The sequence below is a fragment of the Sulfuriroseicoccus oceanibius genome (assembly GCF_010681825.2).
Taxonomy (GTDB): domain Bacteria; phylum Verrucomicrobiota; class Verrucomicrobiia; order Verrucomicrobiales; family SLCJ01; genus Sulfuriroseicoccus; species Sulfuriroseicoccus oceanibius.
This window is the reverse complement of sequence record NZ_CP066776.1, coordinates 1,078,418-1,102,091: the sequence shown is the minus strand read 5'-3', so window position 1 is coordinate 1,102,091 and position 23,674 is coordinate 1,078,418. Positions and strand designations below refer to the sequence as shown.

Sequence of the window (23,674 nt, the reverse complement as noted above, 5' to 3'; positions counted from 1 at the left end):
CACTACCATCCTCCCCGATTCCGCCTTTTGACTTGCGATCGGCCGATTTTCGGTGAACCTCATGCCGGTATTGCAAGCCTTGTTGCAAGCCTCATCAGACGCGCCCTTAGCTCAGCTGGATAGAGCAACGGACTTCTAATCCGTAGGTCACTGGTTCGAATCCAGTAGGGCGTGCATCTATGCACGCGGTTCCTACTGGATGAGAACGCTGTTCGACTGCCACTGCGCGTTCAGCGCGCCCCTTCACATCGCGAAGCCTCTCTGCAGAGCCGCAGGCAATCCAGTAGGGCGTGCATCTACCGGATCCCGGCATGATTAGCACGCGGTTCCTACTGGATGAGAATGTAGTTCGGCTGCCACCGCGCGTTCAGTGCATTCATTGTCCTGGCGAAGCCTGAGGAAGTCTGCTGGCTTGCTAGTGTTCAGTTTTCAATGAACTAAAACGGGCACTCGCAGGTGGGGCGACATTCCTGTCGACAATCTCCGCTCCGAGCGCAGCGAGCACTGCTCACTCTGAGTGGCTTCTTGTATTTCTCGTGGCGATGCAAACATACCACACCGCTCAGACGGCTGGAATGCCGTCCCTCAAGCGCTTCGCATCGTTTCACGGGATTCGATGGAGCAACCTCACTCTTGAGGTTGAACGCAGCGTTCCGCATTTCCATGCATTTCGCTCAAAACGAACACCGCCCGCTTCGCTGCCCTCCCCGCAGGTCTCGCCCTCGGCTCCGCCTGCAATCAAAGGCAGTGATTCTCACAGCACTCCCAAAAGGGCGCACATCAGCGCAGCTATCCTCCCCCTCATTCAATGCACCGAACGAATCTCATCGAGAGGCTTCTTCTTGATGTCCGGCACGCGGCAGTTCTCCGCCGGATAGCCAACAACGAGGAGTAAGAACGGCTTCTCTGTAGCTGGACGCTTGAGGATTTCGTTGAGAAAGTTCATCGGGCTGGGCGTGTGAGTGAGCGTTGCGAGTCCAGCCTGGTGGAGCGCGGCTATGAGAAAGCCTGTCGCCAAACCAACAGACTCCTTGGGGTAATAGGTCTTGCTCTCCCTCCCCTGCTCATCGGTGGTCTTGCTTTGCTGGAAAACCGCGATCAATGCCGGGGCCGTCTCCAAAAATGGTTTCTCGGCATTGGTTCCGAGATGCGCCAGCGTATCGAGCCACTCCTGAGGTGCACGGCCACCGTAGAACTCACGCTCCTCTTCCTCGGCCGCCTCGCGGATGCGACGCTTCACATCCGGACTCCGCACCACAGCGAAGTGCCACGGTTGTAAGTTGGCTCCATTTGGCGCGCTGCCTGCTGCCAACAAGCACGCATCAAGCACCCCGTCTGGAATCGGATCCGCCGAAAAGTCACGAACCGTTCGGCGCTGACGCAGATGGTCTGAAAACTCACTGGCACGGGAACGCATCTCGTCATCGGAGAGGCGGGAAAATTGAAGAGGAACGGTGTCGGCCATCAGATCACTGGCGGGTTAATAGTTCTGCAAAAATTGCTCACGCGTAGGGTCCGACCGACGCGACATGAAGACAAACTTGCACGCCCCGGAGAGCGCGACCAGACCAATCACACCCGCCGCCATCGCCACCAGCGAACCCGTCACCACCAAGCCGACCGAGCCAAGCAATGCCAACGCGACCAATAGTCCGGTGGCATCCATGTCACGCACCCGCTCTCGCCACTGACCGGACACCGGCCCGGCCCAAGCCTCTCGCAATGGCACCTCGATGGTGACCTGTGGCGCGCGCAGCACAAGCCGCGCACGTTCCCACATCAGATCATTGCCAGACGGCAGTGCAGCGGCCGACCACTCGATCCAATCCGCGACTGGCGAATCGTTCCGCAGCCCGACGGCACCGCCCACTCGCTCGAGCGCATCGGCCCAGCCGTCGCCGGGCATAGTCACCCGCAGCGCTTGTCCCTCATCGTGGCGAATCGTCCGCCAACCATCCGGAGCATCGAAACCATCGGCCACCCGCACCTCAGCTCCCTGATCATGCGCAAGACTCCATTCGATCGCATCGACGCGCATCCCTGCGGTCAGCGCAGAGCCCACCACCGCTCGCCACTCCGTATCAGGGGTGGCAGGAGCCAGCGTACGTCGGACGGGACAATTGACCACGCGCAGCCACGGATCCTGACGCCCGCGCCGGTGGATCCACACAACCCACAGCGCCAGCCCCAGAGCGAGCAAAAACGACGCCCAGCCAAGAACCGACGCAATCATCCTCGCTTCGGTCGGCGAAGTGTCGAGCCTGGCAGGTTGATTTGGCAACGGGTCTCGGAATTGGCGCTCATCGTGATCTTTCCGCCCATCCCCGCAACCAGCGCTTTCACGCGGGACAAGCCACCGTGCTTCACTTTGTCCAGGTCAAACCCCTTCGGCAGCGCTTCACCGGTGTCGCAAATCTCCACGATCCCCTCATCGGGCAAGACCGTGAACTGAACGCGCACGACACCTTCCTTCTCACCCATCTTCAGGCCGTGCTCCGCAGCATTCGCCAAGCACTCGCTCATCACCTCGAGCAACGGGAAGCCCGCACGCACGTCGACGAGCATAGGCTCATCCGGCAGATCAAACTCGACCGCACTGCGCGCAGCCTCCGGGCAAGTCTTCAGGTAGCGCTCAAGCTGACGCTCGAGCAAAGCAGACAAATCAAGGCTCCCATCACCATCCACGGTGGATTTCAGCACATCCTCCAACAACGCATCGACCGGCATTGGATAACTGGAATGCTTCGCGACCTCAGCGGAGTCTCCCGGCTTCGGCGGAGGTGCCATTGGCGAACCCGCAACGGCGACGGTAGAAAGCGAATCGACCAAACCGACCAGCTCCTTGGTCTTGCGCTCCAACTGCTGCTCCAGTCCCTTGGCGCGATCTTCCGCCTTCTTGCGCGCGACAATTTCAGAGTCCAGAGCCATCTCAAGCTCCCCCAAACGCGAGGTCTTTCCCTTAGCCGGAGCGGCGCTGGCCTTGGAAAGATTAACATCTTTCTTCGCCTCTTTAGCCGCGGTGCGGCTACCCATAATCGAGCTCCCCTTGATGACCGGAGGAGACTTCGCTCCTGCTGGCTTTGCCGGCGCCTGTGCTTTGTTCTTCGCATCAGCTGCCACCGACTTCTTTTCCGTCGCACCCTTCTCCGTCGCACCAGACTTATCAACAGCAACGCCCTTACCTTCCGGCTTCACTGGGGCAGCCGTCTGGTGCATTTGGCGATCCGCTTTTGCCAACTGCTCAAGGAATGGATCACCGTTCACCTTGGCTGGCTTTTCAGCAGCCTTCGCCGCCCCCTCATCGCCTTTCGTCGCAACCGGCTCCGCAGACTTCTCCGCAACTGCATCTTCGCCCGCAACCAGAGGTTTGTTAAAAACCGGAGCCCCAGGTTTGGCGAGCGGTTTGGCAACCGTTGGTGCCGCTGGTCTCTCAGCCGGACTCGTCACTTTGGCATCCACGGGTTTGACCGCCTCATTGGCCGCACCCTCCGTCTTCGAAACCTTGCGCTCCGGTTCACCAGACTTCGCCACAGCCTCGGACGCCCGCTTCAGGTCAGGCAGTTTGGCCGCAGACTTGGCACTCCCAGCCTTGCTTGGTCGCAGACTAGCCACCTCTCTTTCTTTCTCGCTCTCTTCTTCGGCCTCGGCCAGAGGAGCCGGCTCCTCCGACTTGGAAAACCAGCGCGACCAAAACCCACCACGCCGAGATCCGCCACGAGACGACTGCACAGCCTCCCGAATCCCCTCAAGCTGGATCCGAATCACCGATGGATCCAAATCCGCATCAAGAACACGCGCCCCCAACTTCGCAAATGGCCGGATCACCTCCTTGGCGCCCACGGCTACCACCATCGGCTCGCGCTCCGTGTCCTCATGGTTGCGCAACCAGGTCATGAAATGCTGTGCCGAGCGCGCCACCGACTCCTCCTTGATCATCAACACAACCAACTCGTGACGATCAAAAGCCGCCACTCCGTCCGCCGGCATGCCACAACGATCCACATCAAACCCAACGTCAGCCATCACTTTGCTGAACTTGGCCGGTGAATCGAAATCACCATCCACTAACAGAGTACGGCAAGGATCAGATGAACTAGAGGAAGACATAGTAACAGGGAATGAGCGCGGCGCATCAGGCACCGACAAAGCCTGATTCATTAAGGACGAATGCCGATCAGACAAGCAAAAGTTCGAGGTCGTTTGAGATCACCCGCAACTCCCGGGACCCACCGCGGTTTCTGCCATTTGAACCCACCTCATTTCACAATATGAAAACGCTCACTTTCCTACTGGCTACCGCCCTCACCTGCGCACCTCTACTCGCCGGCCCAACCCGTGGCCCGCTCCCCAAAGAACAACGCGATACCATCCACCAACTCGCCGCGCATCACACCACCATCAGCCGCGAGGTCACCCTCACCGAGAAAGGTTACACCGCCACCACGACATCGACCGACCCGAAAGTCGCCAAGCTCCTCCAGAGCCACATCAAATACATGCTCAAGCGGGTGGAAGGCGGGGGACGCGTCCGTCAATGGGATCCCGCCTACCGCGAAATGGGGCGCTATTTCGCTCAACTCACCACCGAAGTCGAACCTCTCGAAAACGGCATCCGCGTCACCATCACAGGCGAGTCGCCTGAGGCCGTAAAGGTCGCCCAGAACCACGCCCACATCGTCACAAAGTTCATTGAACACGGCGCCAAGGAAGTCCAAAGCAAACACGAGCCGGTGCTGGAGCAATAATACCGCCCCAATTCCATCAAAAAAAAATCGCCTGACAGGCAACGCATCACGCGCCGCCCGTCAGGCGAAAATCTTATCAGCTCACTGGCTGGGCTTACTTGCCCTTCTTGCCTTTGGCTACCGCTTCGCTGAACCAGTCACCGGTCAAGCCACCGACACCACCACGTGGCGCGTTGCCCCGACGGTCACCACCACGGCGCTGACCTCCGCCACGGCGATCTCCGCCACGACGCTGACCGCCACCACGGCGTTCGCCTCCTTCTCCACGACGCTGGCCACGCTCACGGCGCTGACCTCCGTCACCTTCCGGATTGGCCTTCATGGAAAGCCCGATGCGCTTGCGCTCCACATCCACTTCCATCACGGTCACTTGAACCTTCTGCTGAACCTTGACCACCTCGGCCGGATCGCTAACGAACTTGTCCGCAAGCTGGCTGATGTGAACCAAGCCGTCCTGATGCACACCGATGTCCACGAACGCACCAAAGGCGGTAACGTTGGTCACGATGCCCGGCAGTTTCATCCCGACGGTCAGGTCAGTGATCTTCTCCACACCTTCGGTGAAGGAGAACGCCTCAAACTGAGCACGCGGGTCGCGGCCCGGCTTCGCCAGTTCTGCCACGATGTCTTCCAAGGTCGGCAAGCCCACTTCGTCGCTAACGTAGTCCGCCAGCTTGATCCGCCCGCAGAGCTCTGAGTTACCGATCAGATCAGCCAGACCAACCCCGAGGTCCGCGGCCATTTTCTCAACCAATGCATAGCGCTCCGGGTGGACGGCACTCGCGTCGAGCGGGTGCTCACCGCCGCGCACACGAAGGAAGCCGGCAGCCTGTTCGAATGCTTTGTCACCAAAACGCGAAACCTCTTTGAGCTGGGCGCGCGATGTGAACGCTCCGTTTGCGTCGCGGAAGCTCACAATGTTCTCCGCCAGAGTCTTGTTCAAGCCCGACACATAGCTGAGCAACTGCTTGCTCGCTGTGTTAACTTCCACACCAACGGCGTTCACGCAGCTGACGACGGTATCGTCCAGGCTCTTGCGCAAAAGGGTCTGGTTCACGTCATGCTGGTACTGGCCGACACCGATGGACTTCGGATCGATCTTGACCAACTCCGCAAGCGGGTCCATCAGGCGGCGCCCGATCGAAACACTGCCACGCACGGTGATGTCGTAATCTGGGAATTCTTCACGGGCCGCCTCCGACGCGGAGTACACGGACGCCCCGCTCTCGTTCACCACCACCACGGTGATGCTCTTAGGCAGCTTGAGCTTGCGCACAAACGTCTCGGTCTCGCGGCTGGCGGTGCCATTTCCAATGGCGATCGCTTCCGGCTGGAACTGATCAACCAAAGCCTGGAGCTTGGCAGCACTATCGGCGAGCTGGGTTTTGTTCCCCACCACAAAGATCAAGTCGTTGTGCAGCAACTTGCCCTGGGCATCGAGGCACACGACCTTGCAGCCGGTGCGGTATCCCGGGTCAATCGCGAGCACCTTCTTCTGACCGAGCGGCGAGCCCATCAAGAGCTCGCGCAAGTTGTCGGCAAACACACCAATCGCCACTTCATCAGCGGACTTCTTGGAATTCAGGCGCATCTCGGTCTCCATCGACGGGAAGAGCAAACGTTTGCAACCATCAGCAATTGCCAGTTCCACCTGCTCGAGCGCCGGTGTGCTGGCAGCTTGTGGGTTCTCTAGGAAGTGACGACGCGCCAAAGCAATCCCCTGGTCGGCGTCGATCTGAATGCGCAACATGAGCACGCCTTCCTTCTCGCCACGGCGCACCGCCATCATCTGATGCGATGGCACCGACTTAAGCGGAGCACTCCAGTCAAAGTAATCGCGGAACTTGGCTGCTTCCTCGCTCTCTTCCTTGCCGGTCAGCACGCGCGACGACGCCACGGCCTCCGCTTCGTAGAGCGAACGCACGGCACCACGCAGCTCGGCATTGTCGCTGACTCGCTCGGCGATGATGTCGCGGGCGCCATGCAATGCCGCGGCGGTGTCCGGCACTTCGAGATCCTTCTTGTCGGAGAGGAACTTTTTAGCCTCGTCCTCAGGGTCTGCCGATGCATTGCCCAGATTCTCCACCAGCCAGTCGGCGAGCGGGGTCAGCCCCTTCTCATCCGCAGCCATCGCACGGGTGCGGCGCTTCGGTCGGTATGGAGCGAACACGTCCTCCAATCGAGCCATGGTCGGAGCCTCCGCCACCTGCTTCTTCAGTTCGTCGGTGAGAAGCTTGCGCTCGTCGAGCGACTTGAGGATCGCTTCACGGCGGGCATCGAGTTCCACAGCCAACTGCAACTTGTCACGCACTGCGGTGATCTGCACTTCATCCAAGCTGCCTGTCACTTCCTTGCGGTAACGAGCGATGAATGGAACGGTTGCTCCTTCGGCGAGGAGCGCGACGACCGCGCTCACCTGGCGGTCCGGAATATTCAGTTCACCGGCGATGGCGGCGACGTGGCGGCTTGCAGCTTCCATAAAGATCAAAAATTCGAGTCTGATCACATAGCGCGGAATCAGACGCACTCCAGCCAAATCTACCACCTTCTCAACGATTCGCACCGATGCGGTGAACCCATCCCCACCGAATCCGCGCAACAAATTTAGAACTCGCGCTCAATCGCCGCCGCTGGGATGATACATCCGCCGCCCGCCGGGCCACCCACCATCGATCCCATCCTTCCGATTCATGCCAATCGCATCACTCGAACTCACGCAGCTCGCCCAAAACCCAGCCGTCTTCCTCGCCGCCATCCTCGCGCTCGGAGTCATCGCCCAATGGCTTGCCTGGAGACTCGAACTGCCATCGATCCTGCTTTTGCTCGCATTTGGCATCGGCGCGGGACGCATCTTCTCCCCGGACGACTTCATCCCAAATGAGCTGCTGTTCCCATCAGTCTCGCTGGCGGTCGGAATCATCCTTTTCGAGGGCGGTCTCTCGCTGCGACTCAAAGAATTCAAGGAAGCCGGCAGATCGGTGGTCAACCTATGCACCATCGGCGTTCTCGTCACCTGGTTCCTCGCCACCATCGCCGCCTACTTCATTCTCGACTTCGATATTCGTATCGCGCTGATCCTCGGGTCCATCCTCACTGTGACCGGCCCCACGGTGGTCATCCCCTTGCTGCGCCACATCAAACCACGCAAGCGCGTCGACTCGGTCGCCAAGTGGGAAGGAATCGTCATCGACCCTGTTGGAGCCGTGCTCGCCGTGCTCGTGCTCCAGGCGGTACTCGCCGCCAACGCAGCAGAAGCCATCCACGAAGCCGTTACCGGATTGCTCATCACCATCGGAGTCGGACTCGGTCTCGCATTCGCCTTCGGCAAACTGCTCGAGTTTGCCCTGCGCCGCCACCTGATCCCGGACTTCCTCCACGGCACGGTATTCCTCGGGGTCGCCGCCGTTTCGTTCACGCTCTCCAATGTCATCCAGCACGAGTCCGGCCTCGTCACAGTCACGGCGCTCGGTGTGTTTCTCGCCAACCGCAAGCAGCTCTCCGTCAAACACGTCATCGAGTTCAAAGAGAACCTGCGCGTGCTTCTCATCTCAGGGCTCTTCATCGTACTGGCCGCCCGCATCGACATCGCAGACTTCCAGACGCTCGGCCTACCCGCGGTCTTGTTCGTAGGCGTTCTGATCGTCCTCATCCGCCCGATCGCCGTCGCTGCCTCCACCATCGGCACCCGCCTCAACCGCAAGGAACGTACATTTCTAGCAGGCCTTGCACCGCGGGGGATCGTCGCTGCCGCAGTGACGTCACTGTTTGCCATCGACTTGGTCCGAGCCACCGAACAGGGCATTTTGCCAGAAAGTCTGGCCCCACAGGCAGAGAGCCTGGTCCCACTCATCTTCACCGTCATCATCGGAACCGTCACTTTCTACGGCTTCGCTGCCGGCATCATCGCCCGGAAAACAGGACTGGCCGTGCACAACCCTCAAGGAATCCTCATCGCTGGAGTCAATGACTGGGTCGTCCAAGCTGGAAAGGCTCTCATCGAAGAAGGCTGCCAAGTACTGGTCATCGACACCAACTACGAAAAGCTCGCCCCGGCACGCATGGCTGGAATTTCCACCCAGCGAGCCAGCATCGTCTCCGAATACATCGTCGAGGAAATGGACCTGGCGGGCATCGGCCGCCTGATCGCCGCCACACCGAACGACGAGGTCAACTCCCTGGCAGTCCAGGAATTCCGCCACCACTACGGATCGGGCAATGTATTCCAACTCACCCCACAAGACAGCGCCTCTCCCGAGAGGGTGTCGGCATCAAGCCACCTGCGCGGCCGCAACCCGTTCTCCGGCGCCCCATCGGTATCCCAACTCAACGCGCTCTGCGCCAAAGGGGCCGTGATCAAAAAGTCCGCCATCACAGACACATTCCAGATCTCGGACTTCCGCGCCCGTTACGGAGAAGACGCAATCATTCTCTTCGCCGTCGATGACAAAGGCAACATCTCGATCCACACCGATGACGCCAAACTGCCGGACGAAGGAAAATTGATCAGTCTCGTGATCGAAGAGTGATCAACTCATTTTGAAACATTGATCACTTTTTTCAATTCTGGCTTTGACACAACAAATTCCCTCCCGATCATCCCTTCGTCGTGACAAGCTGTGGCTCAATGAGCTACAATAGAAAGCTCACAAACACGTGCTACCGAGATTTATTCCCCCTCCCCCGGTACCAACGGTGGTCACGGCCCACTTAACCAAGAATTCCAGTGAACGTACCGACACCTACAAAATATTCCCGGAGGGGGATGACTCTTATCGAGCTCACCGTCATCATCATCACGCTTCTCACCATGATTAGCGTGCTCTTCATCGGCACCGCGGCCTACAAGGAAGGCACTGACCGCGCATCCTGCATTCTCAATCAGCGCAACGTCCAAACTTACGTTCGCTCTTACCAGAACATGTGGGACTTGAACATTGGCGATGATTTGGATCCATCCGATATTTTTGGTGAGACGGCCTTCCTCGCAACTCAACCCGAATGCCCAGCTGGAGGGATCTACACCCTCGTCGACACCATTCCTGAAATCGGCACCTTGGCATTTACCTGCGAATACGCAGACGCCCGCGACCACGAGCCATCCAACCACGGAGAGTGGTAAGCCATTCACGGCCCACCAATTAATTTACTGAGGCAACCCGCCGTCCGCTCAACCGGAGGCGGGTTGCTTCGTTTCAGGGATGCACGTAAGTTGGCCAACGCCGCAGCATCCGCCCGCGGAACCTCGCCATCCATCGCACCATGATCCACCGCTCTGACCTCGAACTACTCGCTCCCGCCGGAAGCTGGGAGTGCGCCCGCGCCGCCATCGCCAACGGAGCCGACGCCATTTTCTTTGGTCTTCCCAAGCACAACGCACGGTTGAGGGCGGACAACTTCACTGAAGAGGATCTGCCGGAACTGATGAAGTTCCTCCACGAGCACGGCGCCAAAGGGTTCATTACAATGAACACCTTGATCTTCCCAGCGGAGCTCGAAGGCGCCGCTGAACAACTCGCATTGCTCGAAGCCAGCGGCGTGGACGGCGCCATCATTCAGGATCTGGGACTGGCCGATCTCGCCCGCAAGGTCGCCCCAAGCGTCGAACTACACGCGTCCACCCAGATGAGCATCACCTCGCCAGAGGGACTCGATTTTGCCACCGGCCTGCTCAACCTGGACCGTGCGGTGCTCGCCCGTGAACTCTCCCTCGACGAGATCCGCCGCTTCACCAAGGTCCAAGGCCACACCCCACTCGAGATCTTTGTTCACGGCGCGCTTTGCGTTGCCTATTCAGGCCAATGCCTCACCTCCGAAAGTCTCGGACAACGCAGCGCCAACCGCGGCGAATGCGCCCAGGCCTGCCGACTCCCCTACGAGATGGTCGTCGATGGCAAGCCGCTGGACCTCGGAGAGCGCCGCTACCTGCTCAGCCCGCAGGATCTCGCCGCCGTCGATCTCATCCCTGAGCTCATCGATGCCGGAGTCATCAGCTTCAAAATCGAAGGCCGACTCAAAAGCCCAGAATACGTCGCCGCGGTGACCCGCGTCTACCGCAAGGCCATCGACGCCCATCTCGATGCGCGCACCCCACGCCCTGATGCCACCGATCGTTATTCTCTCGAGATGACCTTCTCGCGTGGACTCTCCACCGGCTGGCTCGAGGGAACCAACCACCCACGCCTCACCCACGGGAAATTCGGCAAAAAGCGCGGTGTCCTGATCGGATCGGTCGCCGCCACGGGCCCTGGTTGGGTTCGCATCCAACGCGCCCCTGGCCAGCAAGAGATCCCCCTTCAATCGGGAGACGGCGTCGTTTTCGACGCCGGTGAGGATCGCAACGAAGAACAGGGAGGCCGCATCTGGAAAACCGAAGGCGACCGCATTCTCTTTGGCAAAAAGCACAACAAGATCGTCTGGAAGCGAGTCAAGCCCGGCCAACTGATCTGGAAGACCAGTGACCCATCACTGGAACAAGACATCCGCAAAACCTGGAACGACAAAGTTCTAGACCAACAACGCACCCGCACACCACTGGATTGGACCGTCAGCGGCACGGCAGGAGCACCGCTCAAACTGACGGACTCCGCCACCGGACTGTCCGTGGAAAGCGATCAGCCATTGGAGGCCGCCCGCAACCGCCCACTCGATCACGACGTTCTCCACGCTCAGTTCGAGCGCCTGGGCAACACACCATTCACGCTGCGCAAACTCGACACCAAGCTCGAGGGTGAGCTCGCATTACCGGTCAGTGCCCTCAACCGCATGCGCCGCACGATGGTCACCAAGCTCGAAGAGCACACCCCGGAAGACGCACCGCAAAAAGCCGCAGCGACTCCTCTCGACGCCATCGCCGCCCTCTCCCCTGAGGTTCATCCACCGGTCACAGACCAGCCAAGCGAACTCTCCGTGCTCTGCCGCCACCCGTGGCAGATCGATGCGGCTCTCGAAGCCGGCGTCGAACGCATCTACGTCGACTACGAAGACATCCGCCGGATGAAGGACGCCGTGGCCCAAGTCCGCAGCGCCAACACAGGCGCACGCATCTGGCTCGCCACACCACGCATCCAAAAAAGCGGCGAGCAAGGATACTTCAAAACCCTCCACCGCGCGGAGCCTGACGGCATTCTCGTTCGCAACCTCGGCGGGATCGAATACTTCACCAAGCAAAGCGACACAGCAGATCTCGATACCGTTGGCGATTTCTCACTCAACGTCGCCAACCAACTGACAGCGAAACTTCTCATCGAGTCCGCCGGGCTCGACCGGGTCACCGTGTCATATGACCTCAATGCGGATCAAAGCTCCCAGCTCATCGCATCGGCACCGCCCGAGTGGTTTGAAATGACACTTCACCAGCACATGCCCATGTTCCATATGGAGCACTGCGCGTTCTGCACCTTCCTCAGCGAAGGCACCAGTTATAAAGACTGCGGCCGCCCGTGTGAAAAGCACGTGGTGCAATTGCGCGACCGCGTGGGCCAACTGCACACACTTCAGGCAGACGTTGGTTGCCGCAACACACTCTTCAACGGCAGAGCCCAAACCGGAGCGCGCTACTTCAATCAGTTCCACCGCCTCGGGCTACGCAACTACCGCATCGAACTCCTGACAGAGTCCCAAGTAGAAGCGGCCGACACCATTGCCGCCTACCAAGCCCTGCTCGAACGCAGCGCCAACGGTGAATCACTGTGGCAAGACCTCGGCGCCACCGAACAACTCGGCGTCACCGAGGGCACGCTCACCGTGCTTCATTAATACCATTTGAACAAAGCTGAGGCACCTCATCACGAGGTGCCTCTCTTTTTCTAGCGGCGGATCTCAAAGCCCGACAAGTCGTCGGGCACCGCAATCTCGTGGACATCCACCCCACGGATGAACCCGGACAAGTCGCCCTCGGTCATCTCCTCAAGGAATGCAGCGACTTCCTCGCCCTCCCCCGCCACTTGCAGTTCCACCCGACCGTCTGGCAGGTTCATCACCCAGCCAACGACATCAAAGCCTTTTGCAATCTCCTTGGTCGAGAAGCGGAACCCCACTCCCTGCACCCGGCCTTCGTAATACACTTGTCTCGCAATCATAACCTCTAGACATAAAAACGCCTCTGACACTTCCGAGGGAATGCCAGAGGCGCTAATTCCAAAAATCGTTCAGCTGGGCTTAAAACGGAATGTCGCCATCGTCGTCCATCGAGGACGATCCGCCGGAATCTCCGTAGTTACCGCCGGAACTGCGGCCACCGCCACCACCGTAGTTTCCACCACCGCCACTGCCACCACTGCTGTAGCCACCTCCGCCGCCGCCACCACTGTAGCCGCCGCCGCCACCAGCGGAGTCACCACGACTGCCGATGAACTGCATGTTCTCACCAACCACCTTCAGCTTGCTGCGGTTCTGACCGGTGTTCTTGTCCTGCCAGGTGTCCATCTGCAAACGTCCTTCGATGTAAACCGGACGGCCTTTGGCGAGATACTGGCCTGCGAGTTCCGCCTGGCGGCCCCACATGGTCACGTCCACGAAAGTTGTCTCCTCACGGCGATCCCCGCCGTCCGATGAACTGACGCGGTTCACAGCCAAGCCCAAATCACACACTGCGGTTCCCTTCGGGGTGTGGCGCACTTCAGGATCGCGCGTCACGTTCCCGATCAAAATCACTTTGTTTACATTTGCCATGGGGAACCTTGTAGCCCAGCGGGCACCCCTCGACAACCACCAATAAAAAAAAGTCTCCACCCCTGCGCGGAGTGGAGACTAACAAAGAAATTCGAGTCAAATACGGCAGTTCGATTAGAGCTCGAAAGCCCCTTTCTTCTCGATCAAAATGGTATCTCCCGGAAGGACGGTGACCTGCTTGGCTTGATCGTTCTCAAGGTTGAACACCGTCTTACCACCTCCGCGCATCAGCACCACCTTCTTCATACTGCCGAAGCGGGTCGGCCCCTTGGCTGCCATCACCGCCTCGTACAAAGTCATCCCCTCACTGTACGCCACCGGTCCAGGGTTGGTCACCTTGCCACCGACCGTCACCGTACGCACCTGCTTCGGCTGGTCCACCAATGCGGTAATGGTTGCCTTGGTGTAAATCTGGGCACTCCGGTAGGCGTTGGCAATCTTGCGCGAGAGCTGACCTTCCGTCATCCCCGCCGCATTGATGCGATGCCCGTCAAGATAAGGCAACCCAACGAGCTCACCGTTCTGGTCCACTTTGTAAACACCGCTCACCCGTGCGCTCTCGGTCTCGGGCACCCCCCGGATCGTGATGGTCACCGCATCACCAACCCGCACCGTCGGCGCCTGCGCAAATGCTCCCATCACAGTGACCAGCATCGCGATGGCCGCCATCATCCACGTCCTCTTCTTCATATCAAATTTCATCAAAAGGGTTCCAGCGGATCAATCGATCCCGCCAATTAGTACACGTCGTCGCCGAGCTTAACATCGCCACCACCGACAGACGAGGAAACTTCCTTCTTCCCTCGCTTCTTCGGCTTCGCCGCCTGGTCGTCGCCACTCGCATAGTATGTGTAGTAGCTGGTGTAGTACTGATACTGACTATCCGAGCGTACATCCACGTTGTTGAGCACCACACCGAGCAAGGTCCCACCAACCGACTCCACAGCCTTCTTCACCCGCTGCAGCATGTTGCGCGGCAACTTGCGGTGTTGGATCACCACCACCGTCATATCCACCTCGGAACAAAGCACCGACGCGTCACTCACACCAAGAATCGGTGGCGAGTCAACCAAGACCAAATCGAAGCGGCTCTTCACATCCTGGATCAACTCGGACATGCGGCGTGAGTTCAAAATTCCAGCAGCATCCGCCGGCAGGATTCCACTCGGCATGAAGTACAAGTTCTCGATCGGCGTCTGAAGGATCACCTCTTCCAACGGCATGTTGGTCGTCAGATAGTTGGTCAGCCCCACCGAGTTCGAGGTGTCAAAGTGCCCGTGCAAAGTCGGGCGGCGCAAGTCACCATCGATGATCAATGTATTGTACCCGCCCTGGGCACACACATAAGCCAGGTTCACCAGCGTGGTCGATTTGCCCTCACCCGCGCCTCCTGAAACCATCGTGATCGAGTTCGCGTCCGCCGAGCGACGGTTGAACTCAATATTGGTCCGCAAGATCCGGTATGCCTCCGCATCCGGGCTCATTCCCCCTTCGCGGTGCAGCACACCCACGTCCTTCGGAATCACTGCCAACACAGGCACGTTGAGATAGCGCTCAACGTCATCGATCGTCTTCACACTGGTGTCCATGAACTCCAGCGCAAACGCAATACCCAGACCAAACGCCAGTCCGAGCACCGAGCCCAAAATCAGGTTAAGAGGTTTGTTCGGCGTCACCGGGAAGTCCCCTGCTACCGCCTTGTCGAGCACCGACACCGGGCGCAACGCTTTGTTCTCCTCAATCTTCTTGGTGTAGGTGCTCATGGTGAGCGCCTTGAGAAGCTCCTTCTCGGTACGGTACTCCTCGCGATAGTGCTCGTACTCCGCATTGTCCAACGCACCGGCAATGTACTCTTCCACCTTCTCATCCTCGCTCTCCTCTGCCTCGGCAAGGCGCTTCTCCAGCTGGGTGATCTGAATCTCAAGAGCCCCCCGCACGTCGCTCACCGCTTCCATCAACAATCCACGCAAGCTGTCAAGCTGGGTACGGATTGCACGCACCGTCGGATGGTTCGCTCCCAAGCCACTCTCCAAGGCCTGCTGCTCCTCAAGCAGGAGGTCGTTGAACATCGGATAGTATCGCTGGATCGTCTGATCCTCGATCCCCAGCATCGCCGCTTTACGGATCAAATCGGTACCTTCCAAGCCCTGCAACCCTTCGAGCTGCGACTTCATACCGGAAATCTCATACTCCAGAGTGGCCAAGCGCTCCTGACCCGTCTGGATGATGCGGTCCTCCGGAGTCACCACTTCATCCGAGTAATAGAAGCCCTTACCCACATCGATCACCTTGAGCTCACGCATCGCATTGTGCATCTTGATGCGCGCCTCGCTCACCTTCTCTGATTGCTCGTCCAACTGCGCGTCCAAGTCACCAGTAGACTGCGCGTTGATCAAATTCACCTCGTCGTCCAACGCCTCGGCATACGCACGGTAGAGCGAGTTGGCTATTTGAGCCGCCAGATCCGCATCAGTGTCGCGCACCCGGATCTCCACGATGTCGGTTCCTCGGCGGTTCTCCGTCTCGACCGAATCCCGCAGTTTCGCGATCGCCTGATTCTCATCGGTCAGCGCCCACTTCTGCACCAGATCCTCGTCGCGCACCACACGCTGCAACACCTGCTGCGAGGTCATCCGCTCAAACTGGTTGGCGATGAAGTTGCGCGATGCGAACATCTTCTGACCTTCGGTCAACGTATTCGTCAGATCCCCGCCCATCTGCGAGATATCCGTCAACTGAACCACCACCGTCGACTCGTACTTCTCCTCCATCATTACAGTGATGAAGCCTGCGGTGATCAACACCAGCAGCAGCGACAGCAGAATCACCTCATAGCGGTTCCTTATCACCTGCCAGTAATCCCCGACTTGAGGGCCGGACTCTTGGCTATTCTGCTGAAAACGGTTGGGATTAAAGTAAGGAGGGTTCGCCATAGGAAAGGGTCACGGGATGGTCGTAGTCGCGCAGATTATCGACAGATGCCAAACGAGCGCGAGGAAAAATCTCAACTAAAACGGAGGGGAAATTCACTCCCATTCAGCCCTCCACAAAGCAAATAAAAACGCCCCTCGAACAAGCGGTTCGAGGGGCGTTGAAATCAAGCAATCAACCGCACCATGATGGCCGGCCAATCATCCTGAATCTCAGCACTTTAGAAAGTAGCACCAAGGTTCAGGCTCACGCGGTGACGGTCGTAGTCACGCAGCGCGTCGTCGGAGTCCACCATGTTGAACGAGTAGTTCGCACCAACGGTGAACGCCTGGGTAAGAGCGTAGTTCACACCGAAGCGAGCGGAAACCAAGTTGTCGGTACGGGAGGCCGCACCATCAAAGTCAGCGTACGAGTACACGAGACCAGTGCTACCAGTCAGCTTCTCGGTCAGCGAACGGCTCAACGAGGCGCTGGTGCGGTAAGCGTAACGGCTGGTGGTCAGCGCATTGAGGTCGGACTCCTCGTAGCCCAAACGGTGGAGCCAGCTGAAGGTGGTCACCTCGCTCACGTCGTGAGTAAGCGCCCCCTCGAAGTACGGCGAGGTCTTGTCACCGTAGTCGTCGGAGAGACGGAACTGAGCACCCACGCGAGCCACGATGTCTGTATTCTCATCGGCCGCATAGTCAAAACCGACCAGCGCGTAGTGCGACTGGGTCTCCGCACCGTTGTCGTAGTCGGTGAGGCTCCAACGGTAAGTCGCGTCGAGACCGAAGTTCTCGTCCACCGCATAACGCAGGCTTTCACCCACACCGTAGGTCAGACGATCCTCGGAAAACGAAACCAATGACTGATCGTAGGTGATTCCGCTGACGGTAAGGTCGGTGCTCGAGTACACACGCTCGGTCAGCGAGTAGCCCACATTGAACGAGGTGTAACCGTAGTTGTACTGGTCGGCGCGGCGCGAAAGCGACTCACCAATGACGTAGTCCGGCTCAAACTCGTACGAGTAGTACGAACGGTTCGAGATACGCAAGCGATCCGAAACAGCGTGGCTGAACGCAAAGTTCACACGAGCATTGTAAAGCGTGTCGTCAATACCAGGAGCCTGGTCGAAGTAGTAGAACACGCCACCCTTCACACCCAACGCAACACTGGTGCGCTCGGTAACACTCGAGTACTCCATGCCGAGGTTGCCGGCGGTGAACAACGAGTCCACCTCGTTGTTGCTGCTGTTGTTCACGTTGCTGTCCCAGCCGGTTTCAACACCTGCAGTGAAAGTCAATGGAAGCGATCCGGTCTCACCGGAGGTTGGCGAAACGTCAAGCAAACCTTGAGCCGATGCCGACGACGCGGTCGCAGCAAGTGCCACAAGGGACGGAATAACTAGTGTGTTCTTCTTCATATCGTGTTTCTCGGTAGAGAGGGTAAATGATTGGCGGTTTTGGGCGATTCACTGACCAATGACAAGCAAAAAAAGTCAAAGCGCGCCGTTACTTCCCCTGAAGACCAAAGAAAGCCGCTGCGTCGCTCGCGCGACACAGCGGCCAAACAAAAACAGGGTTCTTCAAGAAGAAGCCTAGGCACGGCGACGACGCAACAATGCCATCGCACCGGAAATACCCACTAACAACGAGGAACCAGGCTCAGGAACAGCCTGCGCTGGGACGCCATCACCATCTGGATCATACACGGTAGTACCACCGGAGGTATCCTTGATCACAACTGCATCAATATTGAAGCTCATGTTGTTCCCAGATGGACCGCTCTCGTTCACGCTACCAAGACGCATGGACGTCGAGGTGAAATTGTCGGTAGGAATCTCATTCGAGCCCGCTCCGATCAACCCCCAGTCGAGCAAGGTGAACGAGGATGCATTGTTGAAGCCATTCACAGCACCAACATTGATCTCAACCCCGCCCCAAAACGCTTTAATGGTGGTGCCGGTGGATGTAATGGTCATATCCAACGTGTATGGAGATGCCCCGACCCATGGCGAATAGTTATTTACGCCAGTAGTCGCGTAAGCGTCTGACTGAGAAGCGACGAAATCGATCGTACCGTCCGCGTCAATATCGATCGCCAAACTATCATCGAAGGTACCCGAGGTGTCCAAAAGCACTCGCACCGAATCAATGGTCAAACCCTGACTGCCGGTAATGGTGAGCGAGCGCTGGTCATAGAGCTCGGTTCCGCCAGCCGAGAAACCAGGCTGAGTCCAGATCTGATCGTTCGCCTCGTTATTCTGAGTCACCGCAGCCTGCGCCACGGATGCCGCGGCCACTGCGCCGAGCGCCGCAAATACTAGTGTTTTCATATGCTATGTCTTGTTTGTTTAGCCATGCGCCCACGCTGGAGCGCCAAACAAAAGCTACCTCCCCACGCATCCCACATCAAGACTCAACGGAAGAAAAAACTTAGAAATCCGCACACTCACCCCGACTTCCCAAGGACACAAAAAACCTGCCAGCGAAAATCACGGGCAGGTCTAAAATTCATTATCTAACGGAAACGCTTAGCGAGTACCTCCGTTGGTCCCAACAGGAGGACGTCCTCCACCACCGGACGAGCTTCCGCCGCCACCAGTGGATCCGCCGCCCTCATCACCAGCACCACCATCTTCTTCAACCACCACCGAGGTGCTCGAAGTTGCAGGCGGGATCACAAACGTGTTACCTCCACCGACAGCATTGGTTCCAGCACCTTTAGGCTTCATATAAGGACCACCTTGCCCCCCGCCCTGAGATCCGCCGCCACCGCCAACATTAGCAGGCTGCTGGCTGCCTCCACCCTGGGCGACAAATTTGTTCAACTCATCCGCAGCACCTGGAGCGACCTGCAACGCAGCCGCGATGATTTCAGCGGCCTGACCACCCGCTGCGGCAATCGCAGCCTGCACCACAATCGCCACCGACTTTGGTTTGTTCTGAAGACCCGCACCAACAATGGCAGCCTTAACAAATGCTGCTGCCTTCTTCGGCTCTTTCGACACAGCCTCGCTCGTGATCATCGCAGCGCCAGATGGGTCGGCCTGAGCCGCGGCTTGGATATCAGATGCACTTGCAGCGTGCGCTACCGGGGCGGTCATTAGTGCGCCCACCAACAGAAAAATTCGAGAGTTTTTCATAATTCGTTTGGGGTATCACACCAAACCCGGGAACAGAAATGGAGCGGGTAACGGGAATCGAACCCGTATAATCAGCTTGGAAGGCTGGAGCTTTACCATTAAGCTATACCCGCGTTAACCTCTCGGTTTCGGCGCACGCTAGATATAGTATCCATATCGCACTTCAAGCAAGTCGAAATTTGTAAAAATCCGAGATTATTCTGCGGCCACGCAGCCCACCGCAATGCACCACCAAGCTCGCGGCAATCCCTGCAATTTCCGCCTCAAGGAATGATTGCCACACCTGCACCCACTTTGTTACCTTCCTTGCCATCCCAGCATCAAGAACGTGCATTAAACCACCACCCAAACGACTCCTGAGGCGCACACTAGATTCTGAGGATCAACCCATTACCCCCACCCTCATGAACTCCTCCCTCTTGATCAAACTGACGCTCTTCGCGCTGGTAGGACTTGGCACCTACTCACTTGCAACCAACCAGGACAACGATGCCTACAGCGTGCTCATTTTCATCGCCGGTGGCGCTATCATGGGGATCATCGGGGCACTTTTGCTAGCCCCGGCAATCGGCGAAAAAGTGAGCGATATGTTCTACAACGCTCCCGAAAAAGCCGAGCCCGACCCAGGTTCCGCCGCCCGAGCCAAGGTCGCGCAGGGAGATTACAAGGCCGCGGTCCAAGAATTCATCAAGCTCGCCGACCACGACCCAACCGACAGGACCCCATGGGTGGAAGCGATCAGACTGCAGCGTGAAAAGCTCAATGATCCCTCCGGAGCACTCGCCACCTGCCAGTCAGCTCTCGCCGCTCATGAATGGGAAATGGACGACGAAGCCTACTTCCGCTTCCGCATTGTGGAGATCGCCAAAGACGAACTCGATAACCGCATGCTCGCCGCAGACACCCTCCAGTCCATCATCGATAAGTTCCCAGAGACCCGCAACAGCGCAAATGCCAGCCACATGCTGCGCGAACTCGCCAGCTAACCAGCACATCGCACTCGCGAAGCCCTCCATTTCGTCCACCGGAACGACCGCATCTGACGACAACCCCGTCACCCTCCGGCCAACTGAACACAGGTCATTCCCCACACCTCTCTAACACGGATCCAATCCATTAGATCCGCTATCACCCACGGAGCGCGACGCCAACTCACCACGCAGTCGGATCGCGCTCCTTTTTTGCTGCCCACTCTGGCGGCAGTAGCAGGCATCACGGCCAGCCAAACAAACACACCTACCGTAGGCGTTGTATTGGCCACCCTCGCAGTGCTGGCAGCTTGCTATTTACCATCAATCAGAAACGCACGGCGCCCGAGGAAGGTCACCCATCGCGTCGCTCTCGCCGCACTGATGGTTGTTGCCGCCCACCTTTGGCACAGCCACCGCATCCACGTCCACGGTGAGGCGCCGGCACACCCGCACCACGTGACGATTCACGGAACCATCGCCTCCAGTAAAACCTACTCCTGGCGCTCGGAGGCGGTTATCGATGTTTCGGAAATCGAATCCACCGCCCCGATCAACGCCCCGCTGCGACTGATCACAACAAGCACGTCTCCTTTCCCCGCCAACGGATCACCGATCACCTTGGAGGGAACACTCACGAGCCCCGCCGCTGCGCGCAACCCCGGCGAGTTCGACCACCGCACCTTCCTGCGATCCCGCGGCATCCGCGCAGAACTCCTTGTTCCACACCACCTCCGCAACCTGCATCCCACAACACCCAAGCCCCCAAGCTGGAGAGACCACACCAAGGATCTCGTCTTACACGGCAACCCACAATCACCAGCGGCGGCAGTCGTGCGTGCGACGCTGCTCGGCGACCGATCCAGCCTCACTCCAGACCAACTCACCACCTTTAGACACGCGGGTGTGTTCCACCTGTTTGCCGTCAGCGGCCTCCACGTCGGCCTACTCGGGGTACTCGTCACAACCGCGGCCCGACTGCTCAAAGCCCCGCTCAAGCTCTCGTTGATCCTGGCACCACCGGCCATGTTCATCTACGCACTGGCAGTAGGCTCCCCGCCGTCGGCAATGCGCGCAGCATGGATGGGAACGATCGGCATCACAATTTTCCTCATCGACCGCAAGGTCCGAGTCACCAACCTCATCTGCATCGCAGCCTTGCTCCTTTTGATCAACGACAGCTATTTGCTTTTCCAGCCCGCATTCCAATTCAGCTTCTCCGCCCTACTTGGTCTCGTGATCGTAGGCAGCTCGCTTTACCAAAAGCTCGACTCCACGCTTGATCACGATCCCTTCATCCCGAAACGGCTCCTGACCCGCACGCAACGGGCAACCACGGTTACCAGTAAATTCCTGGCAGGAAATGCCTGCGCCTCCCTTGGAGCAATCGCCGCCACAGCGCCATTCTCCATCCACTACTTCAACCTCGTGACCCCGGCATCCATCGTCGGCAACCTTTTACTCTGGCCCCTCACCCTCGCAATCATCAGCTGCGGGCTCGCCACCGTCCTGGCATCCATCGCCCACCTCCATTTCATCGCAGCCGGACTCACATCGCTGAACCTCATGCTAGGCGGGCTGGCCGAACGCGTCGCAACCCAATGCGCCCAGCTTCCTGGAGGTTCCCTCACGATCACCCACGATCCGCCCGAGACCGCACGCCTCACCATCTATGATCTGGACGATGCGGCCTGCTCCACATTGCTAGAACTACCAGACCAGCGTCCGCTCGCGGTCGGCTCCGGCCGCACCGACATGTGGCGCTACACCATCCAACGCCATCTCACCCAGATCAGTCACAACACCCCCGCCAACTGGATCGTCCACCACGACAGCGTCACCCACAATGGCTACGCATTGACCCATCCTGCCAAACCTGACGGCTCGACAACATATGTCAGCGAGGCATCCACCATCGCACAACTCACCCTGCCCGACGCTCATCCCCTCGCCCGCGGCCACCACATTCCACTGACACCCAACACCTCGCTCGAGATCCTATTCCCTCCGGCTGGATTTTCCGCCGCCCGTCAGGACGACCGCCAACTCATCACCAGAGTCCACTGTGGAAACTGGCGCATCCTCCTTCTCGACGCTGCCGGGTTCCTGCCGTGCGCCACAGTGCTGGCACACGCACCAGAAACACTCCGCGCCGATATCGTCGTCGGCGGCTGGCCAAACCACGACGTTCCCCTTACCTCGGCGCTACTCCATTACATCAAGCCAAAGGCGATCATCCTCCGATCACCACCAATTTCCATCCCTCACGCCAGACAACGGAAACTCAATCAACTGTTGGAGCAATCCGGTGCGACAATCATCCGCCTTCGCGATCACGGCGCGGCGATCATTGAAATCGACGGACAGTCACTCAGAGTCACCGGTCACGTCTCAGGCCACCATTGGGAGTTCAATCAAAGCGCAGACGCATCCGATCGATCGTCTTCCCCATATCCAGCCACTGCTGTTCAAAATCAGTAATCGGGTAGAAGAACGCATCCTCAGGCCATTCCAAGCGCTCGAAGCCCACTTTATCGCCGCACTCTTTGACCACCTCTTGCGCCAGCTCGAAGTAGTCGTCGTGGTCGGTCTTGAACAAAAGCTCACCACCCGGCTTGAGCACTCGCTTGATCGCCATCAAAAACGGCTCGGAGAACAAACGACGGCGCGCATGCTTCTCCTTCGGCCATGGGTCCGGGAACAAGAAGTGCATCCGATCCACCGACGACTCCGGCAACAAATAGTCGAGCGCGTACTGGGACTCCAGGCGCAACAAACGCGCGTTCTGAGCATTAGCCGCCTTCAACTTGCGGCTCACCTTGCGCACTCGTCCCAACAGCCGCTCAACTCCGAGAAATCGATGTTCCGGGTGATGTTGCGCCATCTGCACAAGGAAGCCGCCGTCCCCGCAGCCCATATCAAATTCAATCACGCGCCCGTCCGCATCCGGAAAGATCTCCCCGATCTCAGCCCGGGCAAAATAATCTTCCGGGATCCAGATACGGTCGTTGCTCGTTTTCAATGGGCGGATGCGAGACATAGGCAGGAAAGGTCGTTCGTTTGAAACTCACCCTAGCCCAGCATCCGGCAAATTTCCATCACACCTCCACCGCACGGCGCTCAAAAAAAGGCGCGACGCCGGATATCTCCAGCGTCGCGCCTAATTGAGAGCTCATCGTCAGCCCGCCGCCCCGTCACCGAAGCGGCGGCCAAACTGAAGATAAAGCCCGACCACC

General features: G+C 58.6%; 18 protein-coding genes and 2 tRNA genes. 7 read left to right on the top strand and 13 right to left on the bottom strand.

Features of this window, described 5'->3' with window-relative positions; genetic code table 11:
* The first annotated feature begins 100 nt into the window (after nucleotides 1–100).
* Nucleotides 101–174, top strand: a tRNA-Arg gene (locus G3M56_RS04270).
* A 631-nt stretch (nucleotides 175–805) separates the two neighbouring features.
* On the opposite strand, the gene G3M56_RS04265 is transcribed toward G3M56_RS04270, so the two are convergent.
* From G3M56_RS04265 to G3M56_RS04255, 3 genes are read right to left on the bottom strand one after another with little or no spacing between them, the layout of a single operon-like run.
* The gene (locus G3M56_RS04265) at nucleotides 806–1,465 is read right to left on the bottom strand and encodes a nitroreductase family protein (protein WP_164364479.1); all 660 of its coding nucleotides are present in this window, start codon (nucleotides 1,463–1,465) and stop codon (nucleotides 806–808) included.
* Nucleotides 1,466–1,480: 15 nt separating this feature from the next.
* Nucleotides 1,481–2,233, bottom strand: a complete 753-nt coding sequence (locus G3M56_RS04260; protein ID WP_164364477.1) for a hypothetical protein — start codon at nucleotides 2,231–2,233, stop codon at nucleotides 1,481–1,483.
* Nucleotides 2,230–4,107, bottom strand: coding sequence for an ATP-binding protein (locus G3M56_RS04255; protein WP_164364475.1), 1,878 nt, complete (start codon nucleotides 4,105–4,107; stop codon nucleotides 2,230–2,232). The genes G3M56_RS04260 and G3M56_RS04255 overlap by 4 nt, the downstream gene beginning before the upstream one ends.
* Before the next feature lie 161 nt (nucleotides 4,108–4,268).
* On the opposite strand from G3M56_RS04255, the gene G3M56_RS04250 reads away from it, so the two are divergent.
* Nucleotides 4,269–4,745 (top strand): hypothetical protein, encoded by a 477-nt coding sequence (locus tag G3M56_RS04250; protein ID WP_164364473.1) that lies wholly within the window; start codon nucleotides 4,269–4,271, stop codon nucleotides 4,743–4,745.
* Between the two features lie 94 nt (nucleotides 4,746–4,839).
* On the opposite strand, the gene G3M56_RS04245 is transcribed toward G3M56_RS04250, so the two are convergent.
* A complete protein-coding gene (locus G3M56_RS04245) occupies nucleotides 4,840–7,224 on the bottom strand; it encodes a Tex family protein (RefSeq protein ID WP_164364472.1) in 2,385 nt (794 codons plus the stop codon).
* 211 nt (nucleotides 7,225–7,435) lie between these two features.
* On the opposite strand from G3M56_RS04245, the gene G3M56_RS04240 reads away from it, so the two are divergent.
* From G3M56_RS04240 to G3M56_RS04230, 3 genes are all read left to right on the top strand, one after another.
* Nucleotides 7,436–9,271 (top strand): cation:proton antiporter, encoded by a 1,836-nt coding sequence (locus tag G3M56_RS04240; RefSeq protein ID WP_164364470.1) that lies wholly within the window; start codon nucleotides 7,436–7,438, stop codon nucleotides 9,269–9,271.
* A gap of 236 nt (nucleotides 9,272–9,507) precedes the next feature.
* A complete protein-coding gene (locus tag G3M56_RS04235; RefSeq protein WP_164364468.1) occupies nucleotides 9,508–9,864 on the top strand; it encodes a hypothetical protein in 357 nt (118 codons plus the stop codon).
* A 140-nt stretch (nucleotides 9,865–10,004) separates the two neighbouring features.
* Nucleotides 10,005–12,500, top strand: a complete 2,496-nt coding sequence (locus G3M56_RS04230; protein ID WP_164364467.1) for a U32 family peptidase — start codon at nucleotides 10,005–10,007, stop codon at nucleotides 12,498–12,500.
* Between the two features lie 50 nt (nucleotides 12,501–12,550).
* Here the strand turns inward: G3M56_RS04230 and G3M56_RS04225 are convergent, their stop codons facing one another.
* From G3M56_RS04225 to G3M56_RS04190, 8 genes are all read right to left on the bottom strand, one after another.
* A complete protein-coding gene (locus tag G3M56_RS04225; protein ID WP_164364465.1) occupies nucleotides 12,551–12,823 on the bottom strand; it encodes an acylphosphatase in 273 nt (90 codons plus the stop codon).
* Nucleotides 12,824–12,902: 79 nt separating this feature from the next.
* The gene (locus G3M56_RS04220; protein ID WP_164364463.1) at nucleotides 12,903–13,415 is read right to left on the bottom strand and encodes a single-stranded DNA-binding protein; all 513 of its coding nucleotides are present in this window, start codon (nucleotides 13,413–13,415) and stop codon (nucleotides 12,903–12,905) included.
* Between the two features lie 114 nt (nucleotides 13,416–13,529).
* On the bottom strand, nucleotides 13,530–14,105 hold the full coding sequence (locus tag G3M56_RS04215) for a polysaccharide biosynthesis/export family protein (protein ID WP_164364462.1): 576 nt from the start codon (nucleotides 14,103–14,105) through the stop codon (nucleotides 13,530–13,532).
* A 47-nt stretch (nucleotides 14,106–14,152) separates the two neighbouring features.
* Nucleotides 14,153–16,348 carry a GumC family protein gene (locus G3M56_RS04210; protein ID WP_164364460.1) on the bottom strand — a complete coding sequence of 732 codons (2,196 nt, stop codon included), beginning with the start codon at nucleotides 16,346–16,348 and terminating at the stop codon, nucleotides 14,153–14,155.
* Nucleotides 16,349–16,566: 218 nt separating this feature from the next.
* Complete coding sequence (locus G3M56_RS04205) at nucleotides 16,567–17,748, bottom strand: outer membrane beta-barrel protein (RefSeq protein ID WP_164364458.1); 1,182 nt, start codon at nucleotides 17,746–17,748, stop codon at nucleotides 16,567–16,569.
* 174 nt (nucleotides 17,749–17,922) lie between these two features.
* Nucleotides 17,923–18,660: a PEP-CTERM sorting domain-containing protein gene (locus G3M56_RS04200; RefSeq protein ID WP_164364457.1), complete on the bottom strand. Its 738-nt coding sequence runs from the start codon at nucleotides 18,658–18,660 to the stop codon at nucleotides 17,923–17,925.
* A gap of 198 nt (nucleotides 18,661–18,858) precedes the next feature.
* A complete protein-coding gene (locus G3M56_RS04195; protein WP_164364455.1) occupies nucleotides 18,859–19,470 on the bottom strand; it encodes a hypothetical protein in 612 nt (203 codons plus the stop codon).
* 39 nt (nucleotides 19,471–19,509) lie between these two features.
* A tRNA-Gly gene (locus G3M56_RS04190) sits at nucleotides 19,510–19,583 on the bottom strand.
* 291 nt (nucleotides 19,584–19,874) lie between these two features.
* Between G3M56_RS04190 and G3M56_RS04185 the strand changes: the two genes are divergently transcribed.
* On the top strand, nucleotides 19,875–20,456 hold the full coding sequence (locus G3M56_RS04185) for a hypothetical protein (protein ID WP_164364454.1): 582 nt from the start codon (nucleotides 19,875–19,877) through the stop codon (nucleotides 20,454–20,456).
* Between the two features lie 195 nt (nucleotides 20,457–20,651).
* A complete protein-coding gene (locus G3M56_RS04180) occupies nucleotides 20,652–22,919 on the top strand; it encodes a ComEC/Rec2 family competence protein (protein WP_327786995.1) in 2,268 nt (755 codons plus the stop codon).
* Here G3M56_RS04180 and trmB read toward each other — a convergent pair.
* On the bottom strand, nucleotides 22,849–23,478 hold the full coding sequence (gene trmB / locus G3M56_RS04175) for a tRNA (guanosine(46)-N7)-methyltransferase TrmB (RefSeq protein WP_164364448.1): 630 nt from the start codon (nucleotides 23,476–23,478) through the stop codon (nucleotides 22,849–22,851). The two genes, G3M56_RS04180 and trmB, sit on opposite strands and share 71 nt — an antisense overlap.
* Nucleotides 23,479–23,674: the final 196 nt, after the last annotated feature.